General features: G+C 43.3%; 31 protein-coding genes and 9 tRNA genes (1 of these 40 running past the window's edge). 35 read left to right on the top strand and 5 right to left on the bottom strand.

The window, feature by feature from the left end; translation table 11 throughout:
* Positions 1 to 38 precede the first annotated feature (38 nt).
* The 5 genes from MUN89_RS21500 to MUN89_RS21480 all read left to right on the top strand — a co-directional run bounded on the left by MUN89_RS21500 (position 39) and on the right by MUN89_RS21480 (position 3,891).
* Entirely contained in the window at positions 39 to 758 is a 720-nt protein-coding gene (locus tag MUN89_RS21500) for a phosphoadenylyl-sulfate reductase (RefSeq protein ID WP_305852435.1), read from the top strand.
* Between the two features lie 84 nt (positions 759 to 842).
* Complete coding sequence (cobA, locus tag MUN89_RS21495) at positions 843 to 1,619, top strand: uroporphyrinogen-III C-methyltransferase (RefSeq protein ID WP_244710263.1); 777 nt, start codon at positions 843 to 845, stop codon at positions 1,617 to 1,619.
* Positions 1,620 to 1,622: 3 nt separating this feature from the next.
* The gene (locus MUN89_RS21490) at positions 1,623 to 2,372 is read left to right on the top strand and encodes a sirohydrochlorin chelatase (RefSeq protein WP_244710261.1); all 750 of its coding nucleotides are present in this window, start codon (positions 1,623 to 1,625) and stop codon (positions 2,370 to 2,372) included.
* A 74-nt stretch (positions 2,373 to 2,446) separates the two neighbouring features.
* The gene (locus tag MUN89_RS21485) at positions 2,447 to 3,085 is read left to right on the top strand and encodes an NAD(P)-binding protein (RefSeq protein WP_244710259.1); all 639 of its coding nucleotides are present in this window, start codon (positions 2,447 to 2,449) and stop codon (positions 3,083 to 3,085) included.
* Positions 3,073 to 3,891: a uroporphyrinogen-III synthase gene (locus MUN89_RS21480; protein WP_244710258.1), complete on the top strand. Its 819-nt coding sequence runs from the start codon at positions 3,073 to 3,075 to the stop codon at positions 3,889 to 3,891. The genes MUN89_RS21485 and MUN89_RS21480 overlap by 13 nt, the downstream gene beginning before the upstream one ends.
* A gap of 45 nt (positions 3,892 to 3,936) precedes the next feature.
* On the opposite strand, the gene MUN89_RS21475 is transcribed toward MUN89_RS21480, so the two are convergent.
* Positions 3,937 to 5,031 carry an SDR family oxidoreductase gene (locus MUN89_RS21475; RefSeq protein ID WP_244710256.1) on the bottom strand — a complete coding sequence of 365 codons (1,095 nt, stop codon included), beginning with the start codon at positions 5,029 to 5,031 and terminating at the stop codon, positions 3,937 to 3,939.
* A gap of 144 nt (positions 5,032 to 5,175) precedes the next feature.
* Between MUN89_RS21475 and MUN89_RS21470 the strand changes: the two genes are divergently transcribed.
* From MUN89_RS21470 to MUN89_RS21455, 4 genes are all read left to right on the top strand, one after another.
* The gene (locus MUN89_RS21470; RefSeq protein WP_244710254.1) at positions 5,176 to 5,808 is read left to right on the top strand and encodes an SDR family oxidoreductase; all 633 of its coding nucleotides are present in this window, start codon (positions 5,176 to 5,178) and stop codon (positions 5,806 to 5,808) included.
* 172 nt (positions 5,809 to 5,980) lie between these two features.
* Entirely contained in the window at positions 5,981 to 6,262 is a 282-nt protein-coding gene (locus tag MUN89_RS21465) for a glutaredoxin family protein (protein ID WP_244710252.1), read from the top strand.
* A gap of 92 nt (positions 6,263 to 6,354) precedes the next feature.
* Complete coding sequence (locus MUN89_RS21460) at positions 6,355 to 6,783, top strand: YppG family protein (RefSeq protein WP_244710250.1); 429 nt, start codon at positions 6,355 to 6,357, stop codon at positions 6,781 to 6,783.
* 154 nt (positions 6,784 to 6,937) lie between these two features.
* Positions 6,938 to 7,630: an alpha/beta hydrolase gene (locus MUN89_RS21455; protein ID WP_244710248.1), complete on the top strand. Its 693-nt coding sequence runs from the start codon at positions 6,938 to 6,940 to the stop codon at positions 7,628 to 7,630.
* 101 nt (positions 7,631 to 7,731) lie between these two features.
* Here MUN89_RS21455 and MUN89_RS21450 read toward each other — a convergent pair whose 3' ends face one another.
* Entirely contained in the window at positions 7,732 to 8,583 is an 852-nt protein-coding gene (locus tag MUN89_RS21450) for a DegV family protein (protein ID WP_244710247.1), read from the bottom strand.
* A complete protein-coding gene (locus MUN89_RS21445) occupies positions 8,584 to 9,507 on the bottom strand; it encodes a DMT family transporter (protein WP_244710245.1) in 924 nt (307 codons plus the stop codon). It abuts the gene before it with no gap.
* 226 nt (positions 9,508 to 9,733) lie between these two features.
* Here MUN89_RS21445 and MUN89_RS21440 point away from each other — a divergent pair, with 226 nt between their 5' ends.
* Entirely contained in the window at positions 9,734 to 11,215 is a 1,482-nt protein-coding gene (locus MUN89_RS21440; protein ID WP_305852434.1) for a degradosome RNA helicase CshA, read from the top strand.
* A gap of 84 nt (positions 11,216 to 11,299) precedes the next feature.
* Here MUN89_RS21440 and MUN89_RS21435 read toward each other — a convergent pair whose 3' ends face one another.
* Positions 11,300 to 12,064: a rhomboid family intramembrane serine protease gene (locus tag MUN89_RS21435; RefSeq protein WP_244710243.1), complete on the bottom strand. Its 765-nt coding sequence runs from the start codon at positions 12,062 to 12,064 to the stop codon at positions 11,300 to 11,302.
* A 126-nt stretch (positions 12,065 to 12,190) separates the two neighbouring features.
* Between MUN89_RS21435 and acpS the strand changes: the two genes are divergently transcribed.
* The 15 genes from acpS (at position 12,191) to MUN89_RS21360 (ending at position 24,607) form a co-directional block, all read left to right on the top strand.
* A complete protein-coding gene (gene acpS, locus MUN89_RS21430) occupies positions 12,191 to 12,547 on the top strand; it encodes a holo-ACP synthase (protein ID WP_244710241.1) in 357 nt (118 codons plus the stop codon).
* 58 nt (positions 12,548 to 12,605) lie between these two features.
* Positions 12,606 to 14,120 carry an NAD(P)H-hydrate dehydratase gene (locus tag MUN89_RS21425; protein ID WP_244710239.1) on the top strand — a complete coding sequence of 505 codons (1,515 nt, stop codon included), beginning with the start codon at positions 12,606 to 12,608 and terminating at the stop codon, positions 14,118 to 14,120.
* Positions 14,121 to 14,170: 50 nt separating this feature from the next.
* Positions 14,171 to 15,193: a LolA family protein gene (locus MUN89_RS21420; RefSeq protein ID WP_244710237.1), complete on the top strand. Its 1,023-nt coding sequence runs from the start codon at positions 14,171 to 14,173 to the stop codon at positions 15,191 to 15,193.
* Positions 15,194 to 15,302: 109 nt separating this feature from the next.
* Positions 15,303 to 16,460, top strand: coding sequence for an alanine racemase (alr, locus tag MUN89_RS21415; RefSeq protein ID WP_244710235.1), 1,158 nt, complete (start codon positions 15,303 to 15,305; stop codon positions 16,458 to 16,460).
* A 158-nt stretch (positions 16,461 to 16,618) separates the two neighbouring features.
* Positions 16,619 to 16,900: a CopG family ribbon-helix-helix protein gene (locus MUN89_RS21410; RefSeq protein ID WP_244710234.1), complete on the top strand. Its 282-nt coding sequence runs from the start codon at positions 16,619 to 16,621 to the stop codon at positions 16,898 to 16,900.
* A gap of 5 nt (positions 16,901 to 16,905) precedes the next feature.
* On the top strand, positions 16,906 to 17,256 hold the full coding sequence (locus tag MUN89_RS21405; protein WP_244714003.1) for a type II toxin-antitoxin system PemK/MazF family toxin: 351 nt from the start codon (positions 16,906 to 16,908) through the stop codon (positions 17,254 to 17,256).
* A 204-nt stretch (positions 17,257 to 17,460) separates the two neighbouring features.
* On the top strand, positions 17,461 to 18,330 hold the full coding sequence (locus MUN89_RS21400) for an RsbT co-antagonist protein RsbRA (protein WP_244710232.1): 870 nt from the start codon (positions 17,461 to 17,463) through the stop codon (positions 18,328 to 18,330).
* A 5-nt stretch (positions 18,331 to 18,335) separates the two neighbouring features.
* Positions 18,336 to 18,692: an STAS domain-containing protein gene (locus MUN89_RS21395; protein ID WP_305852433.1), complete on the top strand. Its 357-nt coding sequence runs from the start codon at positions 18,336 to 18,338 to the stop codon at positions 18,690 to 18,692.
* Positions 18,693 to 18,694: 2 nt separating this feature from the next.
* Positions 18,695 to 19,096, top strand: coding sequence for an anti-sigma regulatory factor (locus MUN89_RS21390; RefSeq protein WP_244710228.1), 402 nt, complete (start codon positions 18,695 to 18,697; stop codon positions 19,094 to 19,096).
* Positions 19,097 to 19,108: 12 nt separating this feature from the next.
* Complete coding sequence (locus MUN89_RS21385) at positions 19,109 to 20,119, top strand: PP2C family protein-serine/threonine phosphatase (protein WP_244710227.1); 1,011 nt, start codon at positions 19,109 to 19,111, stop codon at positions 20,117 to 20,119.
* Positions 20,120 to 20,181: 62 nt separating this feature from the next.
* Positions 20,182 to 20,511, top strand: coding sequence for an STAS domain-containing protein (locus MUN89_RS21380; RefSeq protein WP_244710225.1), 330 nt, complete (start codon positions 20,182 to 20,184; stop codon positions 20,509 to 20,511).
* Positions 20,512 to 20,513: 2 nt separating this feature from the next.
* Positions 20,514 to 20,987 (top strand): anti-sigma B factor RsbW, encoded by a 474-nt coding sequence (gene rsbW, locus MUN89_RS21375; protein WP_244710223.1) that lies wholly within the window; start codon positions 20,514 to 20,516, stop codon positions 20,985 to 20,987.
* On the top strand, positions 20,962 to 21,741 hold the full coding sequence (gene sigB, locus MUN89_RS21370; protein WP_244710222.1) for an RNA polymerase sigma factor SigB: 780 nt from the start codon (positions 20,962 to 20,964) through the stop codon (positions 21,739 to 21,741). The genes rsbW and sigB overlap by 26 nt, the downstream gene beginning before the upstream one ends.
* A complete protein-coding gene (locus tag MUN89_RS21365) occupies positions 21,741 to 22,337 on the top strand; it encodes a SpoIIE family protein phosphatase (RefSeq protein ID WP_244710220.1) in 597 nt (198 codons plus the stop codon). Before sigB ends, MUN89_RS21365 begins: the two co-directional genes overlap by 1 nt.
* A gap of 101 nt (positions 22,338 to 22,438) precedes the next feature.
* Positions 22,439 to 24,607: a Tex family protein gene (locus MUN89_RS21360; RefSeq protein ID WP_396266066.1), complete on the top strand. Its 2,169-nt coding sequence runs from the start codon at positions 22,439 to 22,441 to the stop codon at positions 24,605 to 24,607.
* 38 nt (positions 24,608 to 24,645) lie between these two features.
* Here MUN89_RS21360 and cmpA read toward each other — a convergent pair whose 3' ends face one another.
* Positions 24,646 to 24,756 carry a cortex morphogenetic protein CmpA gene (gene cmpA / locus MUN89_RS21355; protein ID WP_244710216.1) on the bottom strand — a complete coding sequence of 37 codons (111 nt, stop codon included), beginning with the start codon at positions 24,754 to 24,756 and terminating at the stop codon, positions 24,646 to 24,648.
* A gap of 75 nt (positions 24,757 to 24,831) precedes the next feature.
* Between cmpA and MUN89_RS21350 the strand changes: the two genes are divergently transcribed.
* The 10 genes from MUN89_RS21350 to MUN89_RS21305 all read left to right on the top strand — a co-directional run.
* Entirely contained in the window at positions 24,832 to 25,293 is a 462-nt protein-coding gene (locus tag MUN89_RS21350) for a SprT family protein (protein ID WP_244710214.1), read from the top strand.
* A 188-nt stretch (positions 25,294 to 25,481) separates the two neighbouring features.
* Positions 25,482 to 25,556 (top strand) — tRNA-Asn (locus MUN89_RS21345).
* Between the two features lie 4 nt (positions 25,557 to 25,560).
* Positions 25,561 to 25,651 (top strand) — tRNA-Ser (locus tag MUN89_RS21340).
* A gap of 24 nt (positions 25,652 to 25,675) precedes the next feature.
* Positions 25,676 to 25,747: transfer RNA gene (locus MUN89_RS21335), tRNA-Glu, on the top strand.
* An 18-nt stretch (positions 25,748 to 25,765) separates the two neighbouring features.
* Positions 25,766 to 25,842, top strand: a tRNA-Asp gene (locus MUN89_RS21330).
* 7 nt (positions 25,843 to 25,849) lie between these two features.
* Positions 25,850 to 25,924, top strand: a tRNA-Gln gene (locus MUN89_RS21325).
* 95 nt (positions 25,925 to 26,019) lie between these two features.
* Positions 26,020 to 26,092, top strand: a tRNA-Lys gene (locus MUN89_RS21320).
* 10 nt (positions 26,093 to 26,102) lie between these two features.
* Positions 26,103 to 26,184: transfer RNA gene (locus tag MUN89_RS21315), tRNA-Leu, on the top strand.
* 35 nt (positions 26,185 to 26,219) lie between these two features.
* Positions 26,220 to 26,306: transfer RNA gene (locus tag MUN89_RS21310), tRNA-Leu, on the top strand.
* Between the two features lie 68 nt (positions 26,307 to 26,374).
* Positions 26,375 to 26,400 (top strand) — tRNA-Arg (locus tag MUN89_RS21305) (it continues 51 nt past the right edge of the window).

Here is a 26,400-nt window from a genome sequence, read left to right as displayed (position 1 = left end):
TTAATTCACAGCTCATCTGAGCTTGGAGGGGTAGAAACGTGACAAATAGTATCAGCTATGATCATTTCCCCGGCGATCCTTTTAAACAGTTACAGCCTGTAGATGAAACAAAAGGGGCAGCCGAGGTGTTAAAGTGGGCGTATGATTCATTTGGAGATTCGATTGTGTATGCCTGCAGCTTTGGGGCAGAAGGAATTGTTTTAGTTGATTTAATCTCAAAAGTCAAAGAAAATGCAAGGGTTGTATTTCTTGATACAGGTGTACATTTTAAAGAAACCTATGAATTAATTGACAAAGTCAAGGAAAAATATCCTAAGCTTCAAATAGAAATGAAAAAACCGTCATTAACCATCGATGAACAATCAGAGAAATATGGTCCCGCCTTATGGGAGCGAAACCCAAACCAGTGCTGTTATTTAAGAAAAGTGAAGCCGTTGGAAGAAGTACTGACAGGAGTTCCTGCCTGGATTTCCGGCCTTCGACGAGAACAGTCGCCGATCCGTAGTAAAACGGATTTTATTAACAAAGATGATCGTTTTAAATCCTTAAAGGTGTGCCCGCTTATTCACTGGACTTGGGATGATGTATGGTCTTATATCCGACTAAACGGGTTGCCTTACAACGAATTGCATGATCAAGGCTATCCGAGTATCGGCTGCCAGCCATGTACTTTCCCAACGGGGAGTCTGGAGGATTCCAGGGAAGGCCGATGGAGCGGCTTTGACAAAACCGAATGCGGTCTCCATGGAAGAGAGTGATCTTTAGAAGTTTTCGGTCCGTTCATTTCATAGAGTAGTAATAAACAGCGATTTTCAAAATCATTTTAAGGATGGAGTGGAATCATGAGAAAAGTATTTTTAGTTGGAGCAGGTCCTGGTGATCCGGAACTAATCACTGTCAAAGGTTTAAAGGCCATTCAGAAAGCAGACGTCGTATTATATGACCGACTTATCAATGAAGAGCTTTTAACTTATGCAAAACCGGAAGCAGAGCTTGTGTACTGTGGAAAAAGCCCCGATAACCACTCTTTCAGTCAAGAAGATATTAATAAGCTGTTATGTAATTACGCGACTCAAGGGAAAACCGTGACCAGGCTGAAGGGGGGAGACCCATTCATCTTTGGACGTGGAGGAGAAGAAGCGGAGGAGTTAGCCAAGCGGAAAATTCCTTTTGAAATCGTGCCTGGGATCTCCTCTGGATCTGCCGCACCTGCCTATGCCGGAATTCCTCTTACTCATAGAGACTTCAGTTCATCTGTGGCGTTCGTTTCAGGAGTAACGAAGTTAGGAGCGGAGGAAGATCAGTACTGGCATCACCTGGCCAAGAGTATTGATACGCTGTGTATTTATATGGGGGTAAAGAAGCTTCCTGAGATTTGTAATAAATTGATTCAATTTGGACGTCCGGCCACAACACCGATCGCTCTCGTTCATTGGGGAACGACGAACCGTCAGCAAACGGTGGTCGGCACCCTGGCTGATATTTCGGAAAAAATGGATCATATCACTAATCCTTCCATGATTATTGTTGGTGAGGTTGTTACACTAAGAGAGAAGCTGCAATGGTTTGAACAGCTTCATTTGGAAGAGGATTCTAAAACCCAGGCATTTGTAGGATAAGGAGTGACTTACCCATTGCAAGGTGTATTATATGTTAGTCATGGCAGCAGGGTGGAAGCCGCTAAGCAGGAAGCATTGAAGTTTATTGATTTGCTCAAGCATCAAGTAGATGCACCGCTTCAAGAGGGTTGTTTTTTGGAAATAGCAGAGCCGAATATTCATACAGCTGTAGAAAAGCTTGCAGCTGAAGGGGCAACGAATATTGCAGTTGTTCCTCTGCTTTTGCTCGATGCCGGTCACTATTACAAGGATATACCTGCTGAACTGAACGAAATAAAAGCAGAGTACCCGAACCTCACATTTACGTATGGAAAACCGCTGGGAGTTCAGGATCGTTTAGTAGATATCCTTGCTGAAAGGATGAAGGAAGCAAAGGAGCCGATTCATGAAAATGCCCGGATTCTATTAGTAGGCCGGGGAAGCCGAAATCCTAAAACGAGAAGAGACATGGAAGAAATCGGGGAACGGTTGAAAGCAAAAACGAATATTTCCCACCTCGACATTTGTTTTTTAGCAGCTCTCAAGCCTTCTTTTGAACAAGCCCTTGCTCAACTGGAAAAGGTGGATTCACAGCAGGTTTTTATCGTTCCTTATTTGTGGTTTACAGGAGTGCTGATTCAATCCATGAGGAAAAAAGTAGACGAGCTTGGTGAGCGATATGTGTTCTGCGAGTATTTAGGGCACCACCCTTTCATCCAGGAAGCTGCCGTGGATCGTGTTCAAGAGGCATTAGATACAAAAGGAAATCTTTGAAAGATTGGTTGTAATCCTGATAATTAGGGTAAACATAAGCAGGTGCAAAATATCTAAATACGGGAGCGCATATTATGGGAATTTTGCCTTTAATGGTTGATTTATCAAATCAGCGAGTGGTAGTAGTAGGCGGCGGTCAAGTGGCGGAACGCCGAGTGCTGAATTTAGCAGAATGGGGCGTGACCCCCGAGGTTATCAGCCCTGCGTTAACCAGTGGACTGGATGCGTTGTGGAAAGAGCAGTCGATTACTTGGAAACAAAAAACATTTGATCCAAGTGATCTTCAAGGTGCTTTTTTTATCGTTGCCGCTACAAATCAGCCCGCAGTGAATCAGCAGATTATTGACAGTGCTCCTAAAGACTCCTTGATTAACGACGCTGAAAAAGCGGAACGAGGAAACGTCTATATCCCCGCTTCTATTAAGAGAGGAAGACTCTCCATTTCAATTTCTACTAACGGTGCAAGTCCACTTTTAGCCGGCCAGTTAAAAAAACAGATGGAACAGGATTTTGATGAGGAATACGGTAATTATATCGAGTTTTTATATGAAGCTCGCAAGCTTATTAAACATTCGATGCTCTCTAAAGAAAAGCAGCAGAGCTTATTAAAAGAGCTGCTGGCTGAGCAGTTCCTATTAGAGGAAAAGCAGATGAAAATGATCGACTGGCTTTATATGCTGTTGAAAAAGGAGGATGAGCAGTGTCTGGATTAACAGATAAACATATAGGAATTGCTGCTTCAAGACAAGCAGAGAACATTTCAAAATTAATAGAAAAGCAGGGTGGAACATCCCGTGTATTTTCCATCCAGGGCAAACAGCAGCTAAACGAACAGACATGCAGAGAAAACGTCGGTACATTGATTGATGAACCTTTTAACTGGGCGGTGCTCACGACAGGTATAGGGGCAAGAACCCTGGAGGATTCAGCAGTAGACAGCGGTTTGCAAGGTGAGTTTATTAAAAAATTATCCCAGTTGAAACTCGCCGTTCGAGGCAGCAAAACATTGAGATGGATGAAAGAACACAACTTGAATGCAGATTTAACAGCTGAAGACGGGACGATGGATAACCTGTTTCACTATTTAAAAAAGGAAACAAACAACGAACAAAGCCAGCGGATCTTCTTGCAAGCTTATAATCAGGATGACGCTGAATTGAAAGAAAGCTTAGAGCAGTTTGGCTTTTCTGTATATCTCTCAAAGCCTTATAAATATGAAAGACCGGATCCGAAAGTTTTAGAGGAACTGGAAACAAATATTCTTAGTCAAACCTTGGATGCAGTCGTTTTTACGAGTAAAACCCAAGTTCAGAATTTACTGCTTCACACACCTCGAGCTGAAGAATTGGTCAATGCTTTCAATGAAGGAGTACTAGCAGTGGCGGTCGGTAAGGTGACGGCTTCTGAGCTTGAACGAGCGGGCATTAGTGAAGTGCTTCAGCCTGAGCAGCCCAAAATGGGTGCCATGATTGTGTCCATGGTTCATCATTACAATGAACGGCAAGGAAATCCATTTTAAGAACCCTAACAAAAGAAAGCTGGATTTTGAATCCAGCTTCTTTTTTTATACGATCGATACATGCTTCTCTTTTTTGTCTCTGTGCTGTTTGTAATAGTCAACCAAGTGAGATGCATAGGAGGCAAAATCCGGACAGCGAATATCTGTTTTCCTTAAATCGTAAAGAGTATGAGTGCAGTCGTATTCACTTTCACATAGAAAGTAAGACACGGCTTCTCTTTGAACACCCATCCATTTTCTTATCCATTTAAGTTGTAATGCTGTGCTTGCAATTGGTACAGGAAGCGTGAGGTGTGGTTCTTTATTATTTAATTCATTAGAGAACATTTCATAGATGTCCTGAGCGGGGTAAGGATTCGGATCGGTTAAGTGGTAGGTTTTGTTCAATCCTTCTGCAAAGTGGGCAAGATGTAAGGTGGCTTCGACTACATAGTTATAGGGGACAAGGTTAATTTTTGCCCTGCTGTTACCGATATGCGGAACAAAGGGCAGCTTATTTAGTTTACCCAGCATATTCAATATAAAATATGGTCCATCAAATTTCAGTGTTTCCCCGGAGCGGGAATGTCCGACAGTGATCCCGGGTCGGATAATTGTTGTTGGCAGTTCCCTTTGGGCTTGGGTTACCAACTGTTCGGCGATATATTTTGTATATTCATAATGATTTTTAAACCCTTGCTCGTGTGTAAGCTCTTCCTCATAAATGATTCCTTCCCGCTGACCTGATACAAAGGCGGTACTAAAGTAGATGTATCGCTGCAGCGAGAGGCAGGAATGGAGCCATTGATTGACCATTCGTGTGCCTTTGACGTTCACCTTCCACGCAGAAGAAAGAGGGACAGCAAGGTCGTATAGTGCGGCGAGGTGAAAGAAGTGGGTGATTTCTTGTTTTAATGATTGAGACGTATTGGAATCAAGTCCCAAGTCCGGCTTGGTAATGTCGCCTTCCAAAAGCTGAATATCACCGGCATTTATCCCGCTTTCCTTTAATTGCTGCAGCTGTCTGTGCGCCTGTTGTTTCATTATAGGCAAGTGGAGAAGATATACCCGCTCAATTGGAAAGGATTGATGATGCATCTCTTTCAAGAGACTGCTCGCCAAAAATCCAGGGAAACCTGTAAACAAATACGTATTCGCCATTGATGGTCACTCCCATTTATTAGGTGATCTTGTAGAAAGATTCGCTAATGTGCGGAGATATTCCTGCAACGCCGGTCCGTCGTTTATTTTTTAACATTTAGGGAATTTTGAACAAAGACTTATCATTTTAAGGAGGGTGCCGAGTTGAAGGTATTAGTGATCGGGGCTAATGGAAACGTAGGAAGACATATCGTCGATAAATTGCAGGAGTCCCAGCACGAACCTGTAGCCATGGTACGGGACAGCGATCAAATCCCTGCCTTTGAGTCTAAGGGAGTAAAAACGGTATTGGGAAACCTTGAGAACGGGTTTGAATCAGCGTTTTACGGGGTGGAAGCTGTCATTTTTGCGGCTGGTTCAGGGCCGGATACAGGAGCGGACAAAACGATTTTAGTGGATCAAGAAGGAGCAATCAAGGCGGTCGACCATGCCAAGCATTATGGCGTTCAGCGTTTTATCATGCTAAGTTCGATGGCAGCGGACCGCCCTCAAATAGGCCCGGGCGGCATGAGACATTATTTATATGCGAAGCACAGAGCCGATGAATATTTAAAAGCATCCGGTTTGAATTACACGATTTTACGGCCGGGCGGTTTAACTGATGAACCAGGAAGCGGAAAGGTTGAACTAGCTGCACATCTGAAGGAATTCGGCCAAATTTCACGCGAAGACGCAGCTGAAGCACTGGTTTATCTGCTTTCCGTTCCAAGAGCAGAGAATAAAAGCTTTGATGTCCTCCAGGGGACGCAGCCGCTTCAGGAATTCCTTGCCCATTAACGATTTAATTCATCCAAGCGTAATGAATCTTCTCCTGCAAACCATTCACAAACCGTTAAAAAAGATTATTAAATAAATGAAATTTATAGGTTTTAAGTCATGGGTATAAGGGTAAAAAAACTGTGAGCAATCATATAATTGCATAGTTTTACCTTGGAAGGGGAGGACAGCTATGAGCAACCAGAGGGTTATTGTATATACGAGCAATAACTGCTCCAATTGTGAGAAAGTTGTTTCAAAGCTATCGGAATGGGAGATTGAGTTCGAAGAGAGAAATATATCGAGCAATCGAGAGTATTTTAAGGAACTCCAAAAAAAGAAAGTATATGGAACACCGGCTACTTTCATAGATGAAGAACAGATCTTAGGTTACCAGGAAAATAAACTCAAACGTACTTTAAGGGTTCCTTATGAGGAGCGTTTTCTCGATACAGATGCTATGCATTATTCTTAAACCAAGTGATTCAATATCACTTGGTTTTTTTCACTTTTTTTGCTTTTCTTCATAGGCTGAAGTATGAAATAAACATCAGAGGTGGAATACCAATGCAACCAAATCAAAATTCATGGTACGGGTGGAATAATGTAAACTACCGCCAGACTTATCCTTATAATTATTCTCCCTATAACTTTACCTATCCTAATATCAATCCTAATCCTAATCCTAATCCCAATCCCAATCCCAATCAAATGCAAGGAACTTATGGAATGAATGCTGGATCGTCCATGTACCAAAACCCTTATATGTATGGTTATGGCTATCCGGGATATACTGAAAACGATGTATATGGTGAAAATGCTGAAGCGGCTAAGCAAGCAGGCTTCCCGAAAGGATTTATGACGTATTTTCAGGATGAAAATGGGGAAATAGATTTTGAGAAGATGATGTCGACTACAGGGCAAGTAGTGAAAACTGTTCAGCAGGTATCGCCAATTGTAAAAGGGATAGGCACGTTTGTTAAAGGAATAAAATAACGCGCGCTAAGGCGCGCTGTTTTTATACATAGGTTCGGCTTCGTCTGCGTATCGCGGGACAAGCATGAATGGCTGAATCCTGAAGAAAGATGAATAATAAAATTTGTGATATAGTTGTTTCGTGAAGCGAAATATTTAGGTGGTGAAAAGAAAAATGAGTATTGGCTGTTTGTGCATTCATGGGTATACGGGAAGCCCCGAGGAAGTGCGTCCTTTAGTGGAATTCTTACAAACAAACACGGATTGGGAGCTTGCTTCTCCAACCCTGCCTGGACATGGAGAAGACCTTGACTTAAGAGGTCATTATTATCAGGAATGGATCGCTACAGCAGAGCTTGCTCTTTTAGATCTTAAGAAAAGAAACGATACTTTACTGCTTGTCGGATTTTCCATGGGCGGGATGATCGCAGCTTACCTCGCTGCAAAATATGAAATCAAACGGCTTGTGCTGCTTTCAGCTGCAGGGAAGTATATTAGTCTTCCTCAAATGTTTAAAGACATTGTAGAGATGGGAGTAGACGCCGTCCGCAAAGAACTGGCATCGAATGAGCTGTTTCTTCGTTATCAGCGTAAGCTGAAGGATACCTACTTCTTTTCTTCATTTGAATTTATGAAATGTGTGAAATTCACCCGGCCGTCTCTTCATAAAGTCAACTGCCCGGTCTTAATCATTCAAGGGGACTTGGACGGGATGGTTCCAAAAGCGACCGCTAATTTCTTGAAAGCAGAAATACCTGCAGCTGAAAAAGAGGTCGTGTTTTTACCAAAGTCCAAGCATTTGATTTGCCATGGAGATGACAGGGAGGAGCTTTGTGACAAGGTTCTTACTTTTCTATCAGAAAATTAAAGGGGAGAGACTAAGGGAATCAAGTGAACGAGAAGCTGCAAGCCGCTTGCTTTCTCCATAAAAAAGTCAGAGGGGGTATCCCTCTGACGTCAATCAATCCTTCAATCCTTAAAGAAGGCAAGCACTAGCCCGCCTTCTCCAGCATGAGTGGCAATGAGCGGTCCCATTTCCATAAATAATCCCTGCTTAAAAGGATATTTTGTTTTTATAGCTTCAGCTACGGCCAGTCCGTGGTCTTCATCGTTACAATGAGCGATGGCAAATCTTTTGTCTTCAAATGCATCTGTATATTCACCAATCTGCTCGATGAAACGTCGAATGGACTTCTTAGTGCCGCGCACTTTTTCGGTTACTTCGATTTCGCCTTCTTCGTTTCCGCGCATAAGCAGCTTTATATTCAGGGTTTTCGCAATTCTGCCCTTTACTTTGTCCAGGCGGCCGCCTTTTATTACATTGTCCAGCGTCTTTAGGATAAACAACGTGGCTACTTTCCTGATTCTTTCTTCCATATGGTGGACGAGCGTCTGAAATGGCATGCCTTCTTCAATATGATCTTGGGCTTCAGCTGCCAAAAGGGCGATCCCGCTGGAAGCTGTTTTCGTATTCAAGACAGCAATTTCTCGTTCGGGTTCCTCATCCAGCAGCATTTCCTTCCCCATAACAGCGTTTTCATAAGTGCTGCTCAAACCTTTAGTAAGGCTTAAAACCAGGATTGAATGAGCTGGGTCCGTCTGCCTATAGATTTCGTAAAAATCGTGCGGGCTCGGGGATGAAGATCTTGGCAATTCATCCGACTGCTTTAACAGTTCATAAAATTTGGGGAGAGAAAGCTTCTCCGTATTAAATTGCTCCTCCTTTAAATGAAGGTTGAGAGGAACGATTTGAATGTGATGATCCTTGAGAAAGGAAGCAGGAAAGTCGCCGCCTCCGTCAACAATTAATTGTACTGGCATTTATACACCTCTTTCTTTTTTAGAAGCATGCGTAAGCATAGGTTTAACTTTCTTTGACGTACTGAATATAAACAGCATCAAACCAAAAATAACGATGGCTCCTCCAAGCCATTGAAACCAGGTGATTCCTTCACCTAGAATGACGTAAGCAAGCAGAGAGGCTCCGATAGGCTCTATCAGAATAGTCATCGAGAGCGTAGAGGTGCTCAGCCACTTTAAGGTAAAATTGAACAGGGAATGCCCTAAGAATGTAGGAATAACGGCAAGAGCTAAAAATACGAGCCACTGGCTTGAAGAGTAGCCTACCAGCGGCTGACTCAGCAGCAGATTGTATACGAGAAGTGTAATAGAAGCCATTCCGTACACTAAAAAGGTATAGGTCATTAACGAGAGCCGCTTGCGCAGGTTTTGTCCCAGTAGAAAGTAACCCGTAACCATGGCTGCTCCTGCTAATGCCATAAGATCACCTAAGAGCGCTATTCCGCTGATTTGAAAATCTCCCCAGCTGATGATGACGCTTCCGGTAATCGCAATCACCATGCTCAGCACGGCTCCAACCGTAAATCGTTCATGGAAAAAAAGGTACGTGCCGATAAAGGCAAAGATCGGCTGAAGAGTGACGAGTACTACGGAACTTGCGACTGATGTGTAATGGAGTGATTGAAACCATAGAATAAAATGGAAAGCCAGGAAAATTCCTGCCGAAATCGCCAAAAGCCAATCTTTTAATACAATTTTTTTAAATTCGTTTACGTATTTCCAGCCTATATATGGGGCCATAATAATAACAGCTAATGACAATCGGTAAAAAGCTGTAACAGATGCAGGGGCTTCCCCGGCAAGTCTTACAAAAATAGCTGCAGTTGAAATGGATATGACACCGATAGCAAGCAGAATATATGGGTGAAATGGAGGCTTATCCATTGGATCCCTCCTCGGGAAGACATCATTTTTTACTCATTTTATCATTATTAGGTTTGAAAAGCATAGAAAAAATGTGTAGAATTAAAACTGTCATGTGTGTTAAGATTAGTTAATCTATCAGGCAGGTATTTTAGAAGCCTTTCCGTGTCGTGGGGCAGAAGGCTTTTTTTACATGTTTTCTATATATAAGGTAGAAGATTTTATTTTAAAGGAGTATGAACAAATAGTGACAACATTTCAATCATTAGGTTTATCAAACCCAGTTTTAAAAGCTCTGAATCATATGGGCTTTGAGGAAACCACACCCATTCAAGAACAAACCATCCCGCTTGGGATGCAAGGCAAGGACGTAATCGGTCAGGCTCAGACAGGTACTGGTAAGACAGCAGCTTTTGGAATTCCGATGATCGAGAAGATCAATAAAGATTTAAAGGCTGTTCAAGGATTAGTCATTGCCCCGACACGTGAATTGGCTATTCAGGTTGCGGAAGAAGTTAACCGCCTTGGAAAAAACAAAGGCATTCGCACATTACCGATTTACGGCGGCTCTAACATGGAGCGTCAAATCCGTGCTTTACGCGACAATCAAATTGTCGTCGCAACACCTGGACGTTTACTCGATCACATCCGCAGAAAAACGATTAAACTTGAGAATGTGCATACAGCAGTATTGGATGAAGCTGATGAGATGCTGAATATGGGTTTCATTGACGATATCCGCGACATTTTAAAAGCGTTGCCTGAACATCGTCAAACGCTGCTTTTCTCAGCAACGATGCCTAAGGAAATCCGCGATATCGCCACAACGCTGATGAAAAAGCCTGAAGAAGTAAAAGTAAAATCAAAAGAAATGACCGTTGAAAATATTGACCAATACTACGTAGAAATCCCTGAGAAGCATAAATTTGATACGCTGACTCGTCTGCTTGATATTCACGCACCGGCATTAGCCATTGTGTTCGGCCGTACGAAACGCCGTGTCGATGAGTTATCTGACGGTTTGCAAGCACGCGGATTCAGAGCGGAAGGGATTCACGGAGACTTAACTCAGGGGAAACGGATGTCTGTGCTTAATAAATTTAAACGCGGCCGCATTGAAATCTTAGTAGCAACAGACGTTGCTGCACGCGGACTTGATATATCCGATGTTTCTCACGTCTATAACTTTGACATTCCACAGGATCCGGAAAGCTATGTTCACCGAATTGGCCGTACTGGCCGTGCTGGACGTAAGGGAGAATCAGTCTCTTTTGTAACACCGAGAGAAAAAGCGCAGCTTCACTTGATCGAGAAACTCACGAAGAAAAAAGTGGAACGTTTACATGTGCCTTCATCTGATGAAGCTAAGCGGGGCCAGCAGCAGGTAGCTGTAGACAAAATTAAAGAAACCATTGATGCTAACGACTTGAATAAGTACCATCAAGCGGCTGATCAACTGCTGCAGGACCACGATGCATCAGAAGTAGTGGCAGCAGCTCTTAAACTGCTGACAAAAGAACGTGACGAAGTGCCTGTCCGCTTAACTTCAGTTCAGCCGATCAGTGTAAAAGGCGCACAGCGCGATAAGAACAAAAACAAGAAAAACTATCGTAAAGATGGCAATCGTAATTTTAAACGCAGCGGCAATAATAAATCACGCAATCGTAAATTTAATAGCAAAGGGAAACACGGCTTTCAGAATAAAAAGCGTAATTCTAACGTAAATTAATAAAAAACTGGCAGACATTCTAGTCTGCCAGTTTTTTTATGATGGGAGCGAGGGTGTAAGCTCCTGTTATTTCAGTAAAGTTTTTTACAAGAAATTCGAAAATACGTAAATGGCAACTAGAAAAATAATAAGTCCCCAAAAGAGGTAGCGGCCCGCGGTTTTAAGCGAACGGTTCCTTCTACTGTGACGATTGGGGTTAAAGCTGAACCCTCCCGGGCTTGAACTTCTGGAGCGGATCTGCGATAAAGAAAATCCTTGTACATTTCTTAAAACAATCGGCGCGGCGGCCAATCCCCCAAGAAACCCAAAAATATGGCCGAGCACGTTAATGTTAGCCTGAAGAAATGTCATCACCGCACCTAATATGAAAATGACAGTAATGATTTGGGCATTGGCTTGATCGATTAAATGCTTTCTAAAAAACACCATGAAAATGTAAACGCCGAATAGACCAAAGATAGCGCCGGAAGCTCCTAAGTGAGCCGTGTAGGATTCCGGGCTTGCGATGTAAGTGCCGAGGTTACCGGCAAAACCTGCAAATAAATATAAGAGGATGAACTTTGTTTTCCCGAGCATCTGTTCCAAAGCAGGACCGAAAAGGACGAGGGAAAATGAATTGAATAAAGCGTGAGCAAACCCTGCGTGAAGGAAAACCGGGGTGATCAGTCTCCAGTATTCCCCTTGGGAAATAAGCAGGTTCACTCCAAGCCCCTGCTGGTAAAGCTGAACTGCAAAACCGAAGTGAAGCACGCTAATCAAGAGCCAGAGAACAAAATGGATGATTACTAAGGCGGATACAATGGGGTAAAAACGAATAAATTCTTTAAAGCTTTCTGTACGTACAAACATTAGTCGATTCTCCTTTAAAAACCCTTATACTCGTCAATATAAGCGAAATTTCCAGCTATTATTCTTTTTTTAAGAGAGAGGTTATCGGGTATACTACAACTAGTTTCATTGTAAAGGAAGATGAAAATGATCCAGGGAATTGGTGTAGACCTTATTGAGATTGATCGTATTAATCAAAGTATAAAGCGAAATCAGCGGTTTGTTCAACGAATATTAACTCCTGAAGAGTTCAATATCTATACAGGTATGAAAGAAAAGCGCCAGCATGAATTTCTGGCTGGAAGATTTGCGGCGAAGGAAGCCGTAGCAAAAGCTTTTCATACCGGCATCGGAAAACTTAGTTTTCAGGACATTGAAATTTTGCCAAATCCTGAAGGAGCCCCGCGCGTTCGTGTAAAGGGCTATGAGAAGCTTACCATCTGGGTATCAATCTCTCATAGTTTATCTCATGCTATGGCGCAGGTAATTGTTGAAGAAAGGTGAAATGACATAATTACATAGTTTGTCTCATAACATTGTAATGCGGGTAGGAGGGAACGAAATGGAGATTGTCACCGCACAAGAAATGTACGACTGGGACCAGCTGGCTATCCAGTCAGCTGGAATTGAAGGGAAAGTGTTGATGGAAAGTGCCGGCCGTGAAGCAGCCCGGGCAGTGGAGGGAAAGGTAGAGAGGCACGATAGAATTTTAGTGCTCATTGGAGCAGGAAACAATGGAGGGGATGGATTTGTCCTCGCACGGACTCTGCTTAACAGAGGCTATCATGTGCAAGCCTGGCAGGTGGTGCCGGATGAAAAAATTTCTGGTGATGCTTTGCTTCACAAAGAAATCTATTCAGCCTCAAATTACCCGCTCCTAAAGCTTGAAGACTGGGAAGAATTCACAGCTGCGATGCAATCCGCCGATGTGTTGGTGGATGCTATGTTAGGCATAGGTGCAAATGGACCGTTGCGATCACCATTAAAGGAAATTGTTGAGCTCGCCAATCAGCAATCCTGCTGCCGTATTGCTGTTGATCTTCCAACAGGGGTACCGGCAGATGAAGGTGTGGTGGACTTCGATGGATTTCGGGCGGACCACACCATTGTGATAGCGGCTCTAAAAATGAGCGCTTTTCTACAGCATACCCGCCCTTATTACGGGGAAGTGGAGGTTGTGGAAATCGGACTCCCTGTCAAGTATAAGAACAAAGGGAGAAGGGTCGTCTGGCAAGCGGATGATGTGAAAAGGACCTTGCCGAAAAGAGGTGCAGACTCGCATAAGGGCAGTCATGGAAGAGGACTCATCATCGGAGGGTCTTATTCCATGCCGGGGTCTATTGCGGTGTCAGCGAAAGCAGCTCTAAGAAGCGGTGCAGGACTGGTAACGGTTGCTACTGCAAAAAGCGCCATTCCATCTGTTTCTTCATATGTCCAGGAAGCTACGTTTTTGCCGATGAATGAAAAAGACGGCGCAATTACCGGACATGCTGTTGAGGATTTCCAGCAATTCGATGGAGTTGCTGTGGGAATGGGAATCGGCCGGAATTCGGAAGTGCAGGAGCTTATGAGTGAACTGCTGGCCGAGCTCAATGTTCCGCTGTTAATTGATGCGGATGGCCTTTATCAAGTGAAGGAACTGCTTGAGGATGTAGAAGTACGGTCTGCACCGATCGTGTTGACGCCGCATCCTGGAGAGTTTGCCCATTTGACAGGCGAACCGATTTCCAAAGTGATGCAGTCGCCATTTGCTTACTCAAAGGAGTTTGCTTGTTCCCATGGGGTTTACCTCGTTCTAAAAGGACCGGCGACGATCATTACGTCCCCAGAGGGAGATCAGCGTGTAGATGTGTCCGGCAATGCAGGACTTGCAAAAGGAGGAACCGGCGACGTCCTGTCGGGAATCCTGCTTGCAATGATGCTTCAGAGCGAATCCTTTATGGACGGCCTGTGCAATGGGTGCTTCATCCACGGCTCGACGGCCGAGCTTCTAACGGAAGCGTCGCATTCTAAGACGGGTCTGCTTGCTACAGATGTCATAGAAGGACTGTCCCAATCCTTCCGTATATTTTCTTAGTAAAGTGATGCGTTCCCTTTGTCCTCAGTTGAGACAAAGGAGTTGAGTTAATGAAAAGACGTTTTCTAATCCTTTTGTTCGCCTCGTTGTTTGCCATGCTCGCCTTAAGTGCGTGCGGACAGCAATCCAAAGAAGATGTGTTGAAAAAGCTTGAACAAAAGGCAAGCGATATGGCTGGATATAAAACGGACGCCAATATGAAAATGCGGACCGGGAAAGAAGAGCAGCAATATCATATTCAAGTCTGGCATAAAAAAGATGATTTTTACCGGGTCAAGCTTCAAAATGACCAGGATGAAAAGGGGAGCCAGATCATTTTGAAAAATGGCAGCGGCGTTTACGTCCTCACTCCAGCTCTGAACAAGAGCTTCAAGTTCCAGAGTGACTGGCCGCAGAACACAAGCCAGCCATACTTGTATGCCTCTTTGATCAAAGATATTAAAGCTGATTCAGAAGCGGAATTCAACACAACGGAAAACCATTACGTCTTTAAAACGAAAACCAATTATCAAAACAATAAAACACTGCCTTATCAAGAGATCTATTTTGATAAAAAATCTTACCAGCCGGTTATGGTCAAAGTCTTTGACCAGGATATGAACGCACTAGTGGAAGTCCAATTCTCTAATTTTTCGAAAGACGATTCACTGAAAAAAGAAGACTTTGATGTCGATAAAAACATGGCGATGGCAACAGCAGAGGTGCCTGTCGCAAACATGGAGGAAAATCAGGTGTCGGAGGTTCTTTATCCTGAAGAAACCTACGGGGCCGAGCTTGCTGATGAACAGGAAATGAGTACGGAGGACGGAAACCGTGTCATTATGAATTATACAGGAGAAAAGAATTTCACCCTCATTCAAGAAACGGCTGACGTTCAAGCGGCTAGTGCCCAGACTTCTGTCCACGTGAATGGTGATCCGGTACAGCTTTCAGACGGCGTCATCGGTGCGCTTGCGGACCAGCATCTTGAATGGACGCAAAATGGCACAACCTTCCATTTGGCGAGTGATCAATTAACCGAAGAAGAAATGGTGTCAGTGGCAAGCTCGATCAATAATCACGCGGTCAAATAAAATCTTTGGTAAGCAGGCTTAGCGGTCTGCTTTTATTTTTAAGGATTTGACACGGTCTGCCCCTCGTTCAATAATAGAAAGATATTGGATGAAGAGAGGAGTCAGACCTTTGTCGATCGAAACTTTTTACAGGGACTCATGGGCAGAAATCGACCTTTCTGCCGTTGATTACAATATAAAACAACTCAAGAACAGGCTCTATAAAGGGACGAAGGTTTATGCTGTCGTAAAAGCAAATGCCTACGGCCATGGAGATGTCCAGGTTGCCGAGCAAGCCTTGAAATCCGGAGCTGAAGCGCTTGCCGTATCTTTGCTGGATGAAGCGATTAAATTAAGAGAGGCGGGTATTGAAGCTCCTATCCTGGTTATGGGCTGGATTCGTCCGGAGGATGCACCGGTTGCTGCCAGCCACCAAATCAGCGTGACGGTTTTTCAGGCGGAGTGGCTCCAGAAAGTAAGTGAACTGCAGCTGCCTACCCCTTTAAAGGTTCATATGAAATGGGATACCGGTATGGGGAGGATCGGCATACGATCGAACGAAGAAATGGATGAAATTCTTTCGTTTATTCGAAAGACCAGCCAATTCCAGCTGGAAGCCGTTTATACCCATTTTGCAACTGCAGATGAGGAAGAACTTGATTATTATGAAGAGCAATCCCAGAGGTTTGAATCGCTGATGACGCATTTAAGAGAAGTTTGGAAAGAGCCCTTCTTTATCCATACCGGAAACAGTGCTGCGAGTATGCGATTTCCTGGGCAAATGAAGCAATTTGTCCGGTACGGCATCAGTATGTACGGCCTATACCCTTCTCCGCTTGTCAAAAAAGAAAAACCGATCGATTTAAAACCTGCGTTTGCCCTAAAAAGCAGATTGGTCCACGTTAAAAAAATGGAAGCAGGAGAAGCTGTCAGCTATGGTGCCACTTACAGGACCTCTTCCGAAGAGTGGATCGGGACAGTTCCGCTCGGATATGCAGATGGGTGGATCCGTAAGCTGCAAGGCATGGATGTTATTGTTGATGGCAAAAGACACCAGATTGTGGGACGGATCTGCATGGATCAATTTATGATTCGTCTGGATCAGGAATATCCTGTAGGTACAATGGTTACCTTAATTGGTAAAGAACAACAAGCAGAGGTTAGTGCAGATGAAGTAGCTGCCCATTTAGAAACCATAAATTATGAGATACCTTGTATGATTAGTTCACGGGTTCCTCGCGTATATTTAAGAGATGGCCGAATCATAGATGTTGAGAATTCATTATGATGTGACATGCAGAATTCAACAAATATCCAGAAGAAGGGCGAACAGGCTTCATATTTTACGAAAAAATTCCAAGACGCCTTTGCAATAGCCTCTCCTGAATGATAAACTTATATTGGAATTATTGACTGGTTTCTTTTAAGAGAAGATGGTGGAGGTGTATGGTTTTGTCCGACAGCATGCAGGAGATTGTCATTCGGATTCCGGATAACCTACTCAATGAAGTGGATGGCTTTATTCAACTCGAAAACAGTGATCGGAGCGATTTCATGTGTCAAGCAACAAAAATGTATTTGCGTGAGAAAAAGCAGCGCCATATTAGAGAGACAATGCGCAGAGGCTACATGGAGATGGCAAAAATTAACTTAAACATCGCTTCAGAAGCGTTTCAGGCTGAAGAGGAGGCAGAACACACCCTGGAGCAATTAGTGGGCGGGGTGTGAAGCCATTGATAGTCAAACGAGGAGACGTTTATTTCGCTGATTTGTCCCCGGTGGTGGGTTCTGAACAAGGCGGGGTTCGTCCAGTACTCATTCTTCAAAACGACATCGGCAATCGTTTTAGTCCTACCGTAATCGTTGCCGCGATTACAGCGCAAATACAAAAAGCCAAACTACCTACACACGTTGAAATTGATGCAGCCAAATATGGTTTTGAACGAAATTCAGTAATCCTGCTGGAGCAAATCAGAACGATTGATAAACAACGTTTGACCGACAAGATTACTCAACTTGATGATCCTATGATGCAGCGCGTAAATGAAGCGCTGCAAATTAGTCTTGGATTAATTGATTTTTAAATGAAGCTGTCTGGCAAAGGCGGCTTCTTTTTTATTTTTCGTTTAAGTTTGGGTTACATCAGTTAAGTTGGATGGCGTTATTCTTAAAAGCAGTATAGAATAATGGTAATTAGTATATTAAACCACAAATTTTTGATAACATTATATTTGGATATCAATTCGACGGCAGTAAAAAATCAGGGAGCATCAGGTGGAGGTAGAGAGATGGACGAGAATATAAAGGATGTAGTTTTGGAACACAGCAACGACATTGTACAAATGTGGCTTGAAGAAATCCAGGCTCATAAGAAATTTGATTACACCGCGACTATTTCCGATGAGATGTTTGAAAGCACGAACAGGGAATTCGTGAATGTGATTTTTTCCAGTATAGAAAAACAGGGGCTTTCTGCTGATCTCGAAAAATTTGCAGAACGGCTTATAAACCTAGGCTGGCCGCTGAGTTATTTGACAGACGGCATGCAAGTATTCCGCCGTGTAATTACGGACTTCATTTTAAAACAATCCGAAAGTATTGATTCGGATTATTTCTCTGAAGTACTCCGTAAAGTAGACGGCTGGGTAGATCCAGTTATTAACCAGCTTGTCAATGAATACTCCGGCAGCTGGGAGCACATTGTCTCACTTCAGCGGGTGGCTTTACAGGAGTTGTCTGCACCGCTTATTCCGGTGATGGAAAACATTACGATCATGCCTTTAATCGGTACGATTGATACAGAGAGAGCTAAGCTGATTATGGAAAACCTGCTCGATGGAGTGATTAAGCATAACGCTGAAGTTGTGCTGATTGATATTACAGGTGTTCCGGTGGTGGATACGATGGTTGCCCATCATATTATTCAGGCAGCTGAAGCCGTCCGGTTAATCGGTTCCCGCTGCATCCTTGTAGGGATTCGGCCGGAAATTGCCCAGACGATTGTCAATCTTGGGATTGACCTAGGTAAGTTTCCTACGAAAAGTTCTTTGCGGAAAGGGTTCCAAACGGCACTTGAATTAACCAATCGCAGCATCGTGGAAAAAGAAAATAACGACGAAAATATCGAAAAATTAATCGATTCATTAAACAGGGAGTGAATACTGTGAGAATACCAATTTTAAAACTGCACAATTATTTACTCATTTCCATACAAATCGACCTCGACGATCAAACCGCCATTCAATTTCAAGAAGATCTTCTGCGAAAAATCCACGAAAGCGGCTCAACAGGTGTAGTCATCGACTTGACTTCAGTTGACATCATCGACTCGTTCATTGCCAAAGTACTAGGTGACGTTGTGACGATGTCCGACTTGATGGGAGCGAAGGTCGTGCTCACCGGCATTCAGCCAGCTGTGGCCATGACGCTGATTGATTTAGGAATACATCTGCAGGATGTCCCTACTGCGTTAGATTTAGAACAAGGATTGATTAAACTTCGTCAGGAATTGGAGGAGTAGGTATGGACTTCCAATCCTGTGTCAATATCAAAAAGGAGTGGGACATTGTCGGAGCGAGACAGCTGGGCCGTGATGTCGCCAGAAAAACAGGCTTTGGCACGGTAGATCAAGCGCGTATTGCTACGGCAATCTCCGAACTGGCCAGAAATATTTACTTATATGCCGGAACTGGTAAAATCTGTTTCGAAGTGATAGAAGAAGTCAACCATAAAGGAATGAGCATTATCGCTATGGATAATGGACCAGGGATTAAGGAATTAAGCCAGGTTATGGAAGACGGCTACTCCACTTCAGGGGGACTCGGAGCAGGACTGCCTGGTGTCAAGCGCCTGATGGATGAATTTGATATTCATTCTGAAGAAGGCAAAGGTACAGAAATAAAAGTAATTAAATGGCTCCGTTAGAGGAGGTTAACGATGAGTACATTAAAGCTTGATTTGGAAAACTATAAAGAACTGCTTCAAGAATATATCCAAACTAAAGATGAACAAGCTCTTTATCAAGCCGAGCAATTCAGTAAGCATTCCATGCAGCATAACATCTCCCCAGAGGAAATTATTAATGTTCATATCCAGTCTTTACAAGAGCTATACCCGGATATGCCTGAGTATATTCAATCTTCTTTAAATTTTCTCCTGGAGACAATGATTTCCTATGGTTTAGCTTATCAGGAATATCAATCTCTGCGTGAAAAACAACTGGAATTAAAATCAGAAATATCCGTCGCTGCAAATATGCAAAAAACGTTATTGTCCACTAAAAAACCAGAGATGGAGGAAGTGGAAGTCGGAGCCATCAGCGTACCTGCCAAGCAGATGAACGGTGATTACCATCACTTTGTCCAAGACAGCGAGGGGGCCCTTGGTGTCGCTATAGCCGATGTTATCGGTAAAGGCGTTCCTGCTGCCTTATGTATGTCTATGATTAAATATTCGATGGATAGTTTTCCTGAACTGCGTATGGACCCAGGTGTCATCTTAGGAAGCTTGAACCGCGTGGTTGAGCGGAATGTCGATGCGAGCATGTTCATTACGATGTTTTATGGCCTCTATGATACAAAGGATCATACATTCTACTATTCATCCGCCGGGCACGAGCCTGGTTTTTATTACCATAAGGACAAGGATGAATACGAAGAAATTGAAGCTTCCGGCCTAGTACTGGGTGTTTCTTCTGAAGCCTCTTATACAGAATATCAACGAAAAGTTGAAAAAGGGGATATGATTATTCTGCTTACCGATGGAGTAACAGAATGCCGGCAGGGTGACCGCTTTATTGAACAGGAAGAGATTCTTCATGTCATAAACAAGTACACGCATCTGCCTGCTCAGGAGATTGTAGAACAAGTGTATAAGTATTTTGAGCGCCTGCAGGATTTTCAGCTGAGAGATGACTTTACACTCATCATCCTGAGAAGAAATGTTTAACTTTTGTGTATAGCGGGAACTCCTCTTTTGATCGACTTTAATTTAACAGGAGGCTGTATAGAATGAATTTAACGATTGATGTTACAAATAAAGAAAACACCGCTTATGTTTCACTCGCAGGAGAAGTAGATGCATTTACGGCTCCTAAATTAAAAGAAGCTTTGCTGCCACTAACTAAAGAAGATGGACAAACCGTGGAAGTCGATCTGCAAGAGGTTAATTATATGGACTCAACTGGACTTGGAGTGTTTATTAGTGCGCTTAAGTCCACGAAGGAACATGATACGGAGTTGAAGCTTGTGCAAATGCAGGAACGCGTATATCGGTTGTTTAAGATTACCGGCCTGACAGAAATTATGAACATCGACTCTACGGTACGAGGTGGGATGTAATCATGGAACCATTTGATTTTGTTGAAGTAAAGGTCCCTGCTAAGGCTGAATATGTGGGAGTTGTTCGTTTGAGCACTTCCGGGATTGCTAATCGCATGGGCTTTTCCTACGAAGATATTGAGGACTTAAAGGTAGCTATTTCAGAGGCAATTACCAATGGTGTAAAGCATGCCTACAAGGAAACGGGCGAAGGCGAGATTACTATTGGATTCGGCATATATGAAGACCGTTTAGAAGTGATGGTAGCGGACCACGGCGGCAGTTTTGACTTAGGAGAAATCAAAGAAGATATCGGGCCGTATAAGCAGAATGATGATATAAAAGAACTTCGTGAAGGTGGGTTTGGGCTGTTCCTGATTGATGCGCTAATGGATAAAGTCGAGATCAACAGTAAATATGGAGTCATTGTATTAATGACAAAATATCTAAGCGAAACTGAGGTGGGTCAGGATGGCGACCAGATCTCATCATCATAACGACGAAGTATACGAATGGATCCAGCATTTACAAGAAAACCCGCGGGACGAAGAAGTCCAAGAAAAAATAGTTCTCGTTTACAACGATCTCGTAGAATCTATTGCGCGCAAATATTCTAAGAACAGCACTATACACGAAGATTTAGTCCAAGTAGGAATGCTCGGGTTATTGGCTGCTATTCGTCGTTATGACCCTGAGTATGGCAAATCCTTCGAATCGTTTGCCATACCCACGATTATTGGTGAGATTAAACGGTTCATCCGTGATAAAACCTGGAGTGTTCATGTTCCAAGGCGAATCAAAGAGCTTGGACCAAAAATAAAAAAAGCGGCAGAGGAGCTGACGAATACCCTTCAGAGGTCACCTTCCGTTATAGAAATTGCTGATCATTTAGGCGTCTCTGAAGAAGATGTTCTGGAAACGATGGAAATGGGTAAGAGCTACAAAGCCCTTTCAGTGGATCGTAAAATTGAGGCGGATTCTGATGGAAGTACGGTGACCATTCTTGACTTAATCGGTAATAAGGAAGATGGGTACAATCATATTGATCAGCGCATGCTTCTTGAAAAAGTCCTGCCGATCCTCAGTGAACGTGAGCAGGAAATTCTGCAATGTACGTATTTTGAGAATTTGAGCCAAAAAGATACGGGAGAGAGACTGGGAATATCACAAATGCATGTTTCCCGTCTGCAAAGGCGTGCATTGAGAAAGCTGAGGGAAGCTCTGCAGTCTGAATCAGTTGAGGTGTTCTAGTGGAAGAGGATTCCAAGCATGTAACGATTTCTGTATACCAAGAGCCCAAAAAAGGCAATTATTACTGTGGAGATAGTTATTACTACAATGAAACAGAAGATGCCTTTATTTGTGCTCTGGCTGATGGTCTTGGCAGCGGGGAATTAGCAAGTGAATCATCTAAAGCTGTCATGGAAGTTATGGAAGAATATCCGAATTTGGAAGTAGAAGCTTTGGTACGTAAATGCAACGAATCGTTAACAGGCAAACGAGGCGTTGTCTTAGGTGTCCTTCGCATTGATTTGAATACAAAAACCTATTCTTACTCTTCGATAGGGAACATTGGTGTTATTATTGTGAATAAAGATGGAACCAGGACAAGAAATATTCCATTAGCCGGTTATCTGGCTGGGTTCCCAAGAAAATTAAAAGTCTCACGAGGAGTTGTCCATTCGGGGATGATTTTTTTAATGTTTTCAGACGGGGTAAATGAGCGTAATCTATCTGTTCGCGACACCATCACACAAGATATTAATAAAATCACACAACGATATAAAGATCTCTATGGCGGGACGCGTGATGACGATACCACACTGATTGCTATGGAGTATAAATAAAGGCCTTATTTCTTCCCGCAGGAAGGAGTGAGGCCTTTATTTATAGGTAAATCATTAAAGAATTTGATACAATGGAGACCGTAGTTAAAAGGAGGAATTTCGTGAGCGACTTACAATTGAATGATGATTTGCTTGCCCTAGTTACGAAGCAGACCGGGATTGGTAAGCAACCGGTGTCCCAAGTCATTCACATGCTTGGTGAAGGGAATACCGTTCCTTTTATTGCCAGGTATCGTAAAGAAATGACAGGCGGGCTGGATGAGGTGCAAATCAAATCCATAGAAGATCAATGGAATTATGTCCAGAATTTATCACAGCGCAAAGAAGAAGTGATTCGCTTAATTGATGAACAAGGCAAACTCACAGATGAATTGCGAAAGGATATTGAAGCGGCGGATCAGCTACAGAAAGTAGAAGACTTATACCGTCCTTATAAACAGAAGCGAAGAACGAAAGCAACCATTGCTAAGGAAAAAGGTCTTGAGCCCCTGGCTGAGCTTGTATGGAAACAGGAAACATTTAATTATGAGCAGGAAGCTGAGTCTTATTTGTCGGAGGAACATGAGTTACATACCCTGGAGGAAATTACCCAGGGCGTAAACGATATTATAGCGGAGTGGATTTCTGATGAGCCTGCTTTCCGTGATCAAATCCGAAAGCAGACATTTCAAAAAGGAACGATTGAATCAAAGGATAAAAACGCTGATGAGGATGAGAAAGGCATCTTTGAGATGTATTATGAGTTTCAAGAGCCTGTGCGTTCTATCGTTTCCCATAGGATTTTAGCATTAAACAGAGGCGAAAAAGAAGACGTACTCAAAGTAACGGTCCACCCGCCAGAAGAAACGATCGTTCAATATTTAGAAAAACAGGTGCTGCGTCGTTCCACTAATGGCACTGTCCGTGACATATTAATGGAAGCCATTCAGGATAGCTATAAACGATTGATCCAGCCTTCGGTTGAAAGAGAAATTCGAAGTTCTCTTTCGGAAATGGCCGAAGAACAGGCGATTGATGTTTTTTCCAGCAACTTGCGCAGCCTCTTACTGCAGCCGCCTTTGAAGGGGAAAGTAGTGCTGGGAATTGACCCTGCGTTCAGAACAGGCTGTAAACTGGCAGTAATTGATGAAACCGGAAAAGTACTCGATATTGCAGTCATGTATCCGACTCCACCTAAAAATGATAAAGCGGGTGCGGAGAAACAGATTCTTTCGTTTATCGAGCAGTATCCCATTGAGTTAATGGCGATTGGAAACGGGACAGCTTCGCGTGAAACTGAGCAGTTTGTTGCGGATATGATTCAAAAGTACAATCTGGATGTTTCCTATATGATAGTGAACGAAGCTGGAGCAAGCGTGTACTCTGCATCCAAGCTTGCAAGGGAAGAATTCCCTGATTTTCAAGTAGAAGAGCGAAGTGCCGTATCGATTGCAAGACGAGTGCAGGATCCTCTTGCGGAACTTGTAAAGATTGATCCTAAATCAATCGGCGTGGGTCAGTATCAGCATGACGTTACCCAAAAGAAGCTGAATGAATCGCTGACCTTTGTCGTAGAAACAGCTGTGAACCAAGTAGGGGTAAATGTAAATACAGCGTCATCCTCGCTGCTGCAATATGTCTCCGGATTGAGCAAATCAGTAGCAAATAACATCGTAAAGAAGCGTGATGAAATCGGAAAATTCTCCTTGCGTAAGGAATTAAAGAATATACCGAGACTAGGAGCTAAAACGTTTGAGCAAGGTGTAGGGTTTCTGCGGATTTTAGATGGGGAAGAGCCTTTAGACCGGACATCCATTCACCCGGAAAGCTATCAGGCTACAAGAAAGCTCTTAGCTATGGTAAATCTGAGTACTGATCAATTAGGAAGCAAGGAAATGCAGGAACAGCTTCAAGCTCTGGATTTATCCAGAACGGCAGAGGAATTGGAAATCGGGAGACCGACGCTGGAGGATATTATCAAGTCACTCACTCAGCCGGGAAGAGACCCTCGTGATGATCTCCCTAAGCCGCTGTTAAAAACCAACGTACTCTCAATGGAAGATTTGGAGCAAGGGATGGAGCTTGAAGGAACAGTCAGAAATGTGGTTGATTTTGGAGTCTTTGTTGATATAGGAGTTAAACAGGACGGGCTTGTCCATATTTCCAAATTGTCAAATAAATTTGTTAAGCATCCGATGGACGTGGTGTCCGTAGGTGACGTTGTGACGGTATGGGTTGAGAACGTAGACACACAAAAACAGCGCATCGCATTAACGATGCTGCCTCAATAATAGTGGCTATACTCGGAGGGATTCCTTCCGGGTATAGTTTATTTTAAGTGCTGCTGATAAAAATACCAGCATTGATTCAGCATTTTTATTTGATACTTATCCTTATTAAAAAAAGCAGCGCAGATTTGCTTTTTCAGCCAGCCGGGCATTTCGTTCACTCCTTTTAGTTTCTGAAACACAAAAGCGTATGATAAACTATGCACCGAACGAAAGGAACGTGACAAATGGAGATCAACAATCAAAAGCTTAAGGAGTGGACGTGTAAAATATCAGAAGAGGTGTTTGCAAGACCCTTTAAAGATGAAGTCGTCTTCAATCACCGTTTGCGGACAACAGGCGGACGATACATCCCTGCGAAGCGGGTTATTGAATTAAACCCGAAGTACTTGAAGGAATTAGACCAAGAGGAGTTCATTGGTATTATTAAGCATGAGCTCTGCCATTATCATCTTCATATTGAGGGGAAAGGATATAAGCACAGAGATAGAGATTTCAGACGCTTAATGAAGGAAACAGGTTCACCGAGATTTTGCAAACCATTACCATCCCACGCGGACACCGTTCAGCATTACTATATATGTACTCAATGCGGTCAGGAATATTATCGAAAAAGGAAAGTGAACACGTCCCGATATTCCTGTGGTAAATGCCGGGGGAAATTATTAAAGAAAGAAATTAATCATTGACGAATGATTAAGGGCATGTTAAATTAGTTAAGCCGTGTTAAAAAATGTCTTTTTTCGCGCTACATAAAGCCATGAAATTTGATGCGAAAAGGGTTTGACATTAAGGCTGAAATGTTATAAGATATTTATCGTCGCTGGTTGTCCCGGCGCGTTATGAAAGAGCTTTGATACAAGTTCTCTAGTATTATTCCACCGTAGCTCAGTGGTAGAGCAATCGGCTGTTAACCGATCGGTCGTAGGTTCGAATCCTACCGGTGGAGCCATTATGGAGAAGTACTCAAGTGGCTGAAGAGGCGCCCCTGCTAAGGGTGTAGGTCGTGCAAACGGCGCGAGGGTTCAAATCCCTCCTTCTCCGCCATTATTATTTCATAAGGACTAACGAGGCCCGTTGGTCAAGTGGTTAAGACACCGCCCTTTCACGGCGGTAACACGGGTTCGAATCCCGTACGGGTCACTTTTAAATTACATATGAGGTCCGGTAGTTCAGTTGGTTAGAATGCCTGCCTGTCACGCAGGAGGTCGCGGGTTCGAGTCCCGTCCGGACCGCCATTTACGTTGGCCCATAGCCAAGCGGTAAGGCAACGGTTTTTGGTACCGTCATGCGCTGGTTCGAATCCAGCTGGGCCAGCCATTTTTATTTGAGATTAATCTTGACAAACATCGGGTAAAGTTATATGATGTTTCTTGTGCTTTTAAACAGAAATGTTGCACATCTTAAGTTATTTTGAGCCATTAGCTCAGTTGGTAGAGCATCTGACTTTTAATCAGAGGGTCGGAGGTTCGAATCCTCCATGGCTCATCAGTTACATGCGGGTGTGGTGGAATTGGCAGACACGCTAGATTTAGGATCTAGTGCTTCACGGCGTGGGGGTTCAAGTCCCTCCACCCGCACTTTTATCTCATGATCAGCACTTATATTGCAATCTGCGGTCGTGGCGGAATCGGCAGACGCGCTAGGTTGAGGGCCTAGTGGGGGCAACCCCGTGGAGGTTCAAGTCCTCTCGGCCGCACCAACCAAAAAAAAGTTCTTGCGTTGAATTAATTAACATGATATATTGATAGATGTCGCTCTTAAAGAGATGCGCCCGTAGCTCAATTGGATAGAGC

The sequence above is a fragment of the Halobacillus salinarum genome (assembly GCF_022919095.1).
GTDB lineage: Bacteria > Bacillota > Bacilli > Bacillales > Halobacillaceae > Halobacillus_B > Halobacillus_B salinarum.
Note: the sequence above shows the minus strand (reverse complement) of the source record. Positions and strands in the feature narration are given on the sequence as shown.

Bases quoted from the DNA above. Each gene is read 5' to 3' on its own strand.
- MUN89_RS21420 (WP_244710237.1), top strand. From the start codon at position 14,171: ATGAAAAGACGTTTTCTAATCCTTTTGTTCGCCTCGTTGTTTGCCATG.
- sigB (WP_244710222.1), top strand. From the start codon at position 20,962: ATGGCGACCAGATCTCATCATCATAACGACGAAGTATACGAATGGATC.
- MUN89_RS21410 (WP_244710234.1), top strand. From the start codon at position 16,619: ATGGTTTTGTCCGACAGCATGCAGGAGATTGTCATTCGGATTCCGGAT.
- MUN89_RS21400 (WP_244710232.1), top strand. From the start codon at position 17,461: ATGGACGAGAATATAAAGGATGTAGTTTTGGAACACAGCAACGACATT.
- MUN89_RS21460 (WP_244710250.1), top strand. From the start codon at position 6,355: ATGCAACCAAATCAAAATTCATGGTACGGGTGGAATAATGTAAACTAC.
- MUN89_RS21385 (WP_244710227.1), top strand. From the start codon at position 19,109: ATGAGTACATTAAAGCTTGATTTGGAAAACTATAAAGAACTGCTTCAA.
- MUN89_RS21465 (WP_244710252.1), top strand. From the start codon at position 5,981: ATGAGCAACCAGAGGGTTATTGTATATACGAGCAATAACTGCTCCAAT.
- MUN89_RS21435 (WP_244710243.1), bottom strand. From the start codon at position 12,064: ATGTTTGTACGTACAGAAAGCTTTAAAGAATTTATTCGTTTTTACCCC.
- MUN89_RS21455 (WP_244710248.1), top strand. From the start codon at position 6,938: ATGAGTATTGGCTGTTTGTGCATTCATGGGTATACGGGAAGCCCCGAG.
- MUN89_RS21390 (WP_244710228.1), top strand. From the start codon at position 18,695: ATGGACTTCCAATCCTGTGTCAATATCAAAAAGGAGTGGGACATTGTC.
- MUN89_RS21450 (WP_244710247.1), bottom strand. From the start codon at position 8,583: ATGCCAGTACAATTAATTGTTGACGGAGGCGGCGACTTTCCTGCTTCC.
- MUN89_RS21350 (WP_244710214.1), top strand. From the start codon at position 24,832: ATGGAGATCAACAATCAAAAGCTTAAGGAGTGGACGTGTAAAATATCA.
- rsbW (WP_244710223.1), top strand. From the start codon at position 20,514: ATGGAACCATTTGATTTTGTTGAAGTAAAGGTCCCTGCTAAGGCTGAA.
- acpS (WP_244710241.1), top strand. From the start codon at position 12,191: ATGATCCAGGGAATTGGTGTAGACCTTATTGAGATTGATCGTATTAAT.
- cmpA (WP_244710216.1), bottom strand. From the start codon at position 24,756: ATGCCCGGCTGGCTGAAAAAGCAAATCTGCGCTGCTTTTTTTAATAAG.
- MUN89_RS21445 (WP_244710245.1), bottom strand. From the start codon at position 9,507: ATGGATAAGCCTCCATTTCACCCATATATTCTGCTTGCTATCGGTGTC.
- cobA (WP_244710263.1), top strand. From the start codon at position 843: ATGAGAAAAGTATTTTTAGTTGGAGCAGGTCCTGGTGATCCGGAACTA.
- MUN89_RS21485 (WP_244710259.1), top strand. From the start codon at position 2,447: ATGGGAATTTTGCCTTTAATGGTTGATTTATCAAATCAGCGAGTGGTA.
- MUN89_RS21425 (WP_244710239.1), top strand. From the start codon at position 12,606: ATGGAGATTGTCACCGCACAAGAAATGTACGACTGGGACCAGCTGGCT.
- MUN89_RS21475 (WP_244710256.1), bottom strand. From the start codon at position 5,031: ATGGCGAATACGTATTTGTTTACAGGTTTCCCTGGATTTTTGGCGAGC.
- MUN89_RS21380 (WP_244710225.1), top strand. From the start codon at position 20,182: ATGAATTTAACGATTGATGTTACAAATAAAGAAAACACCGCTTATGTT.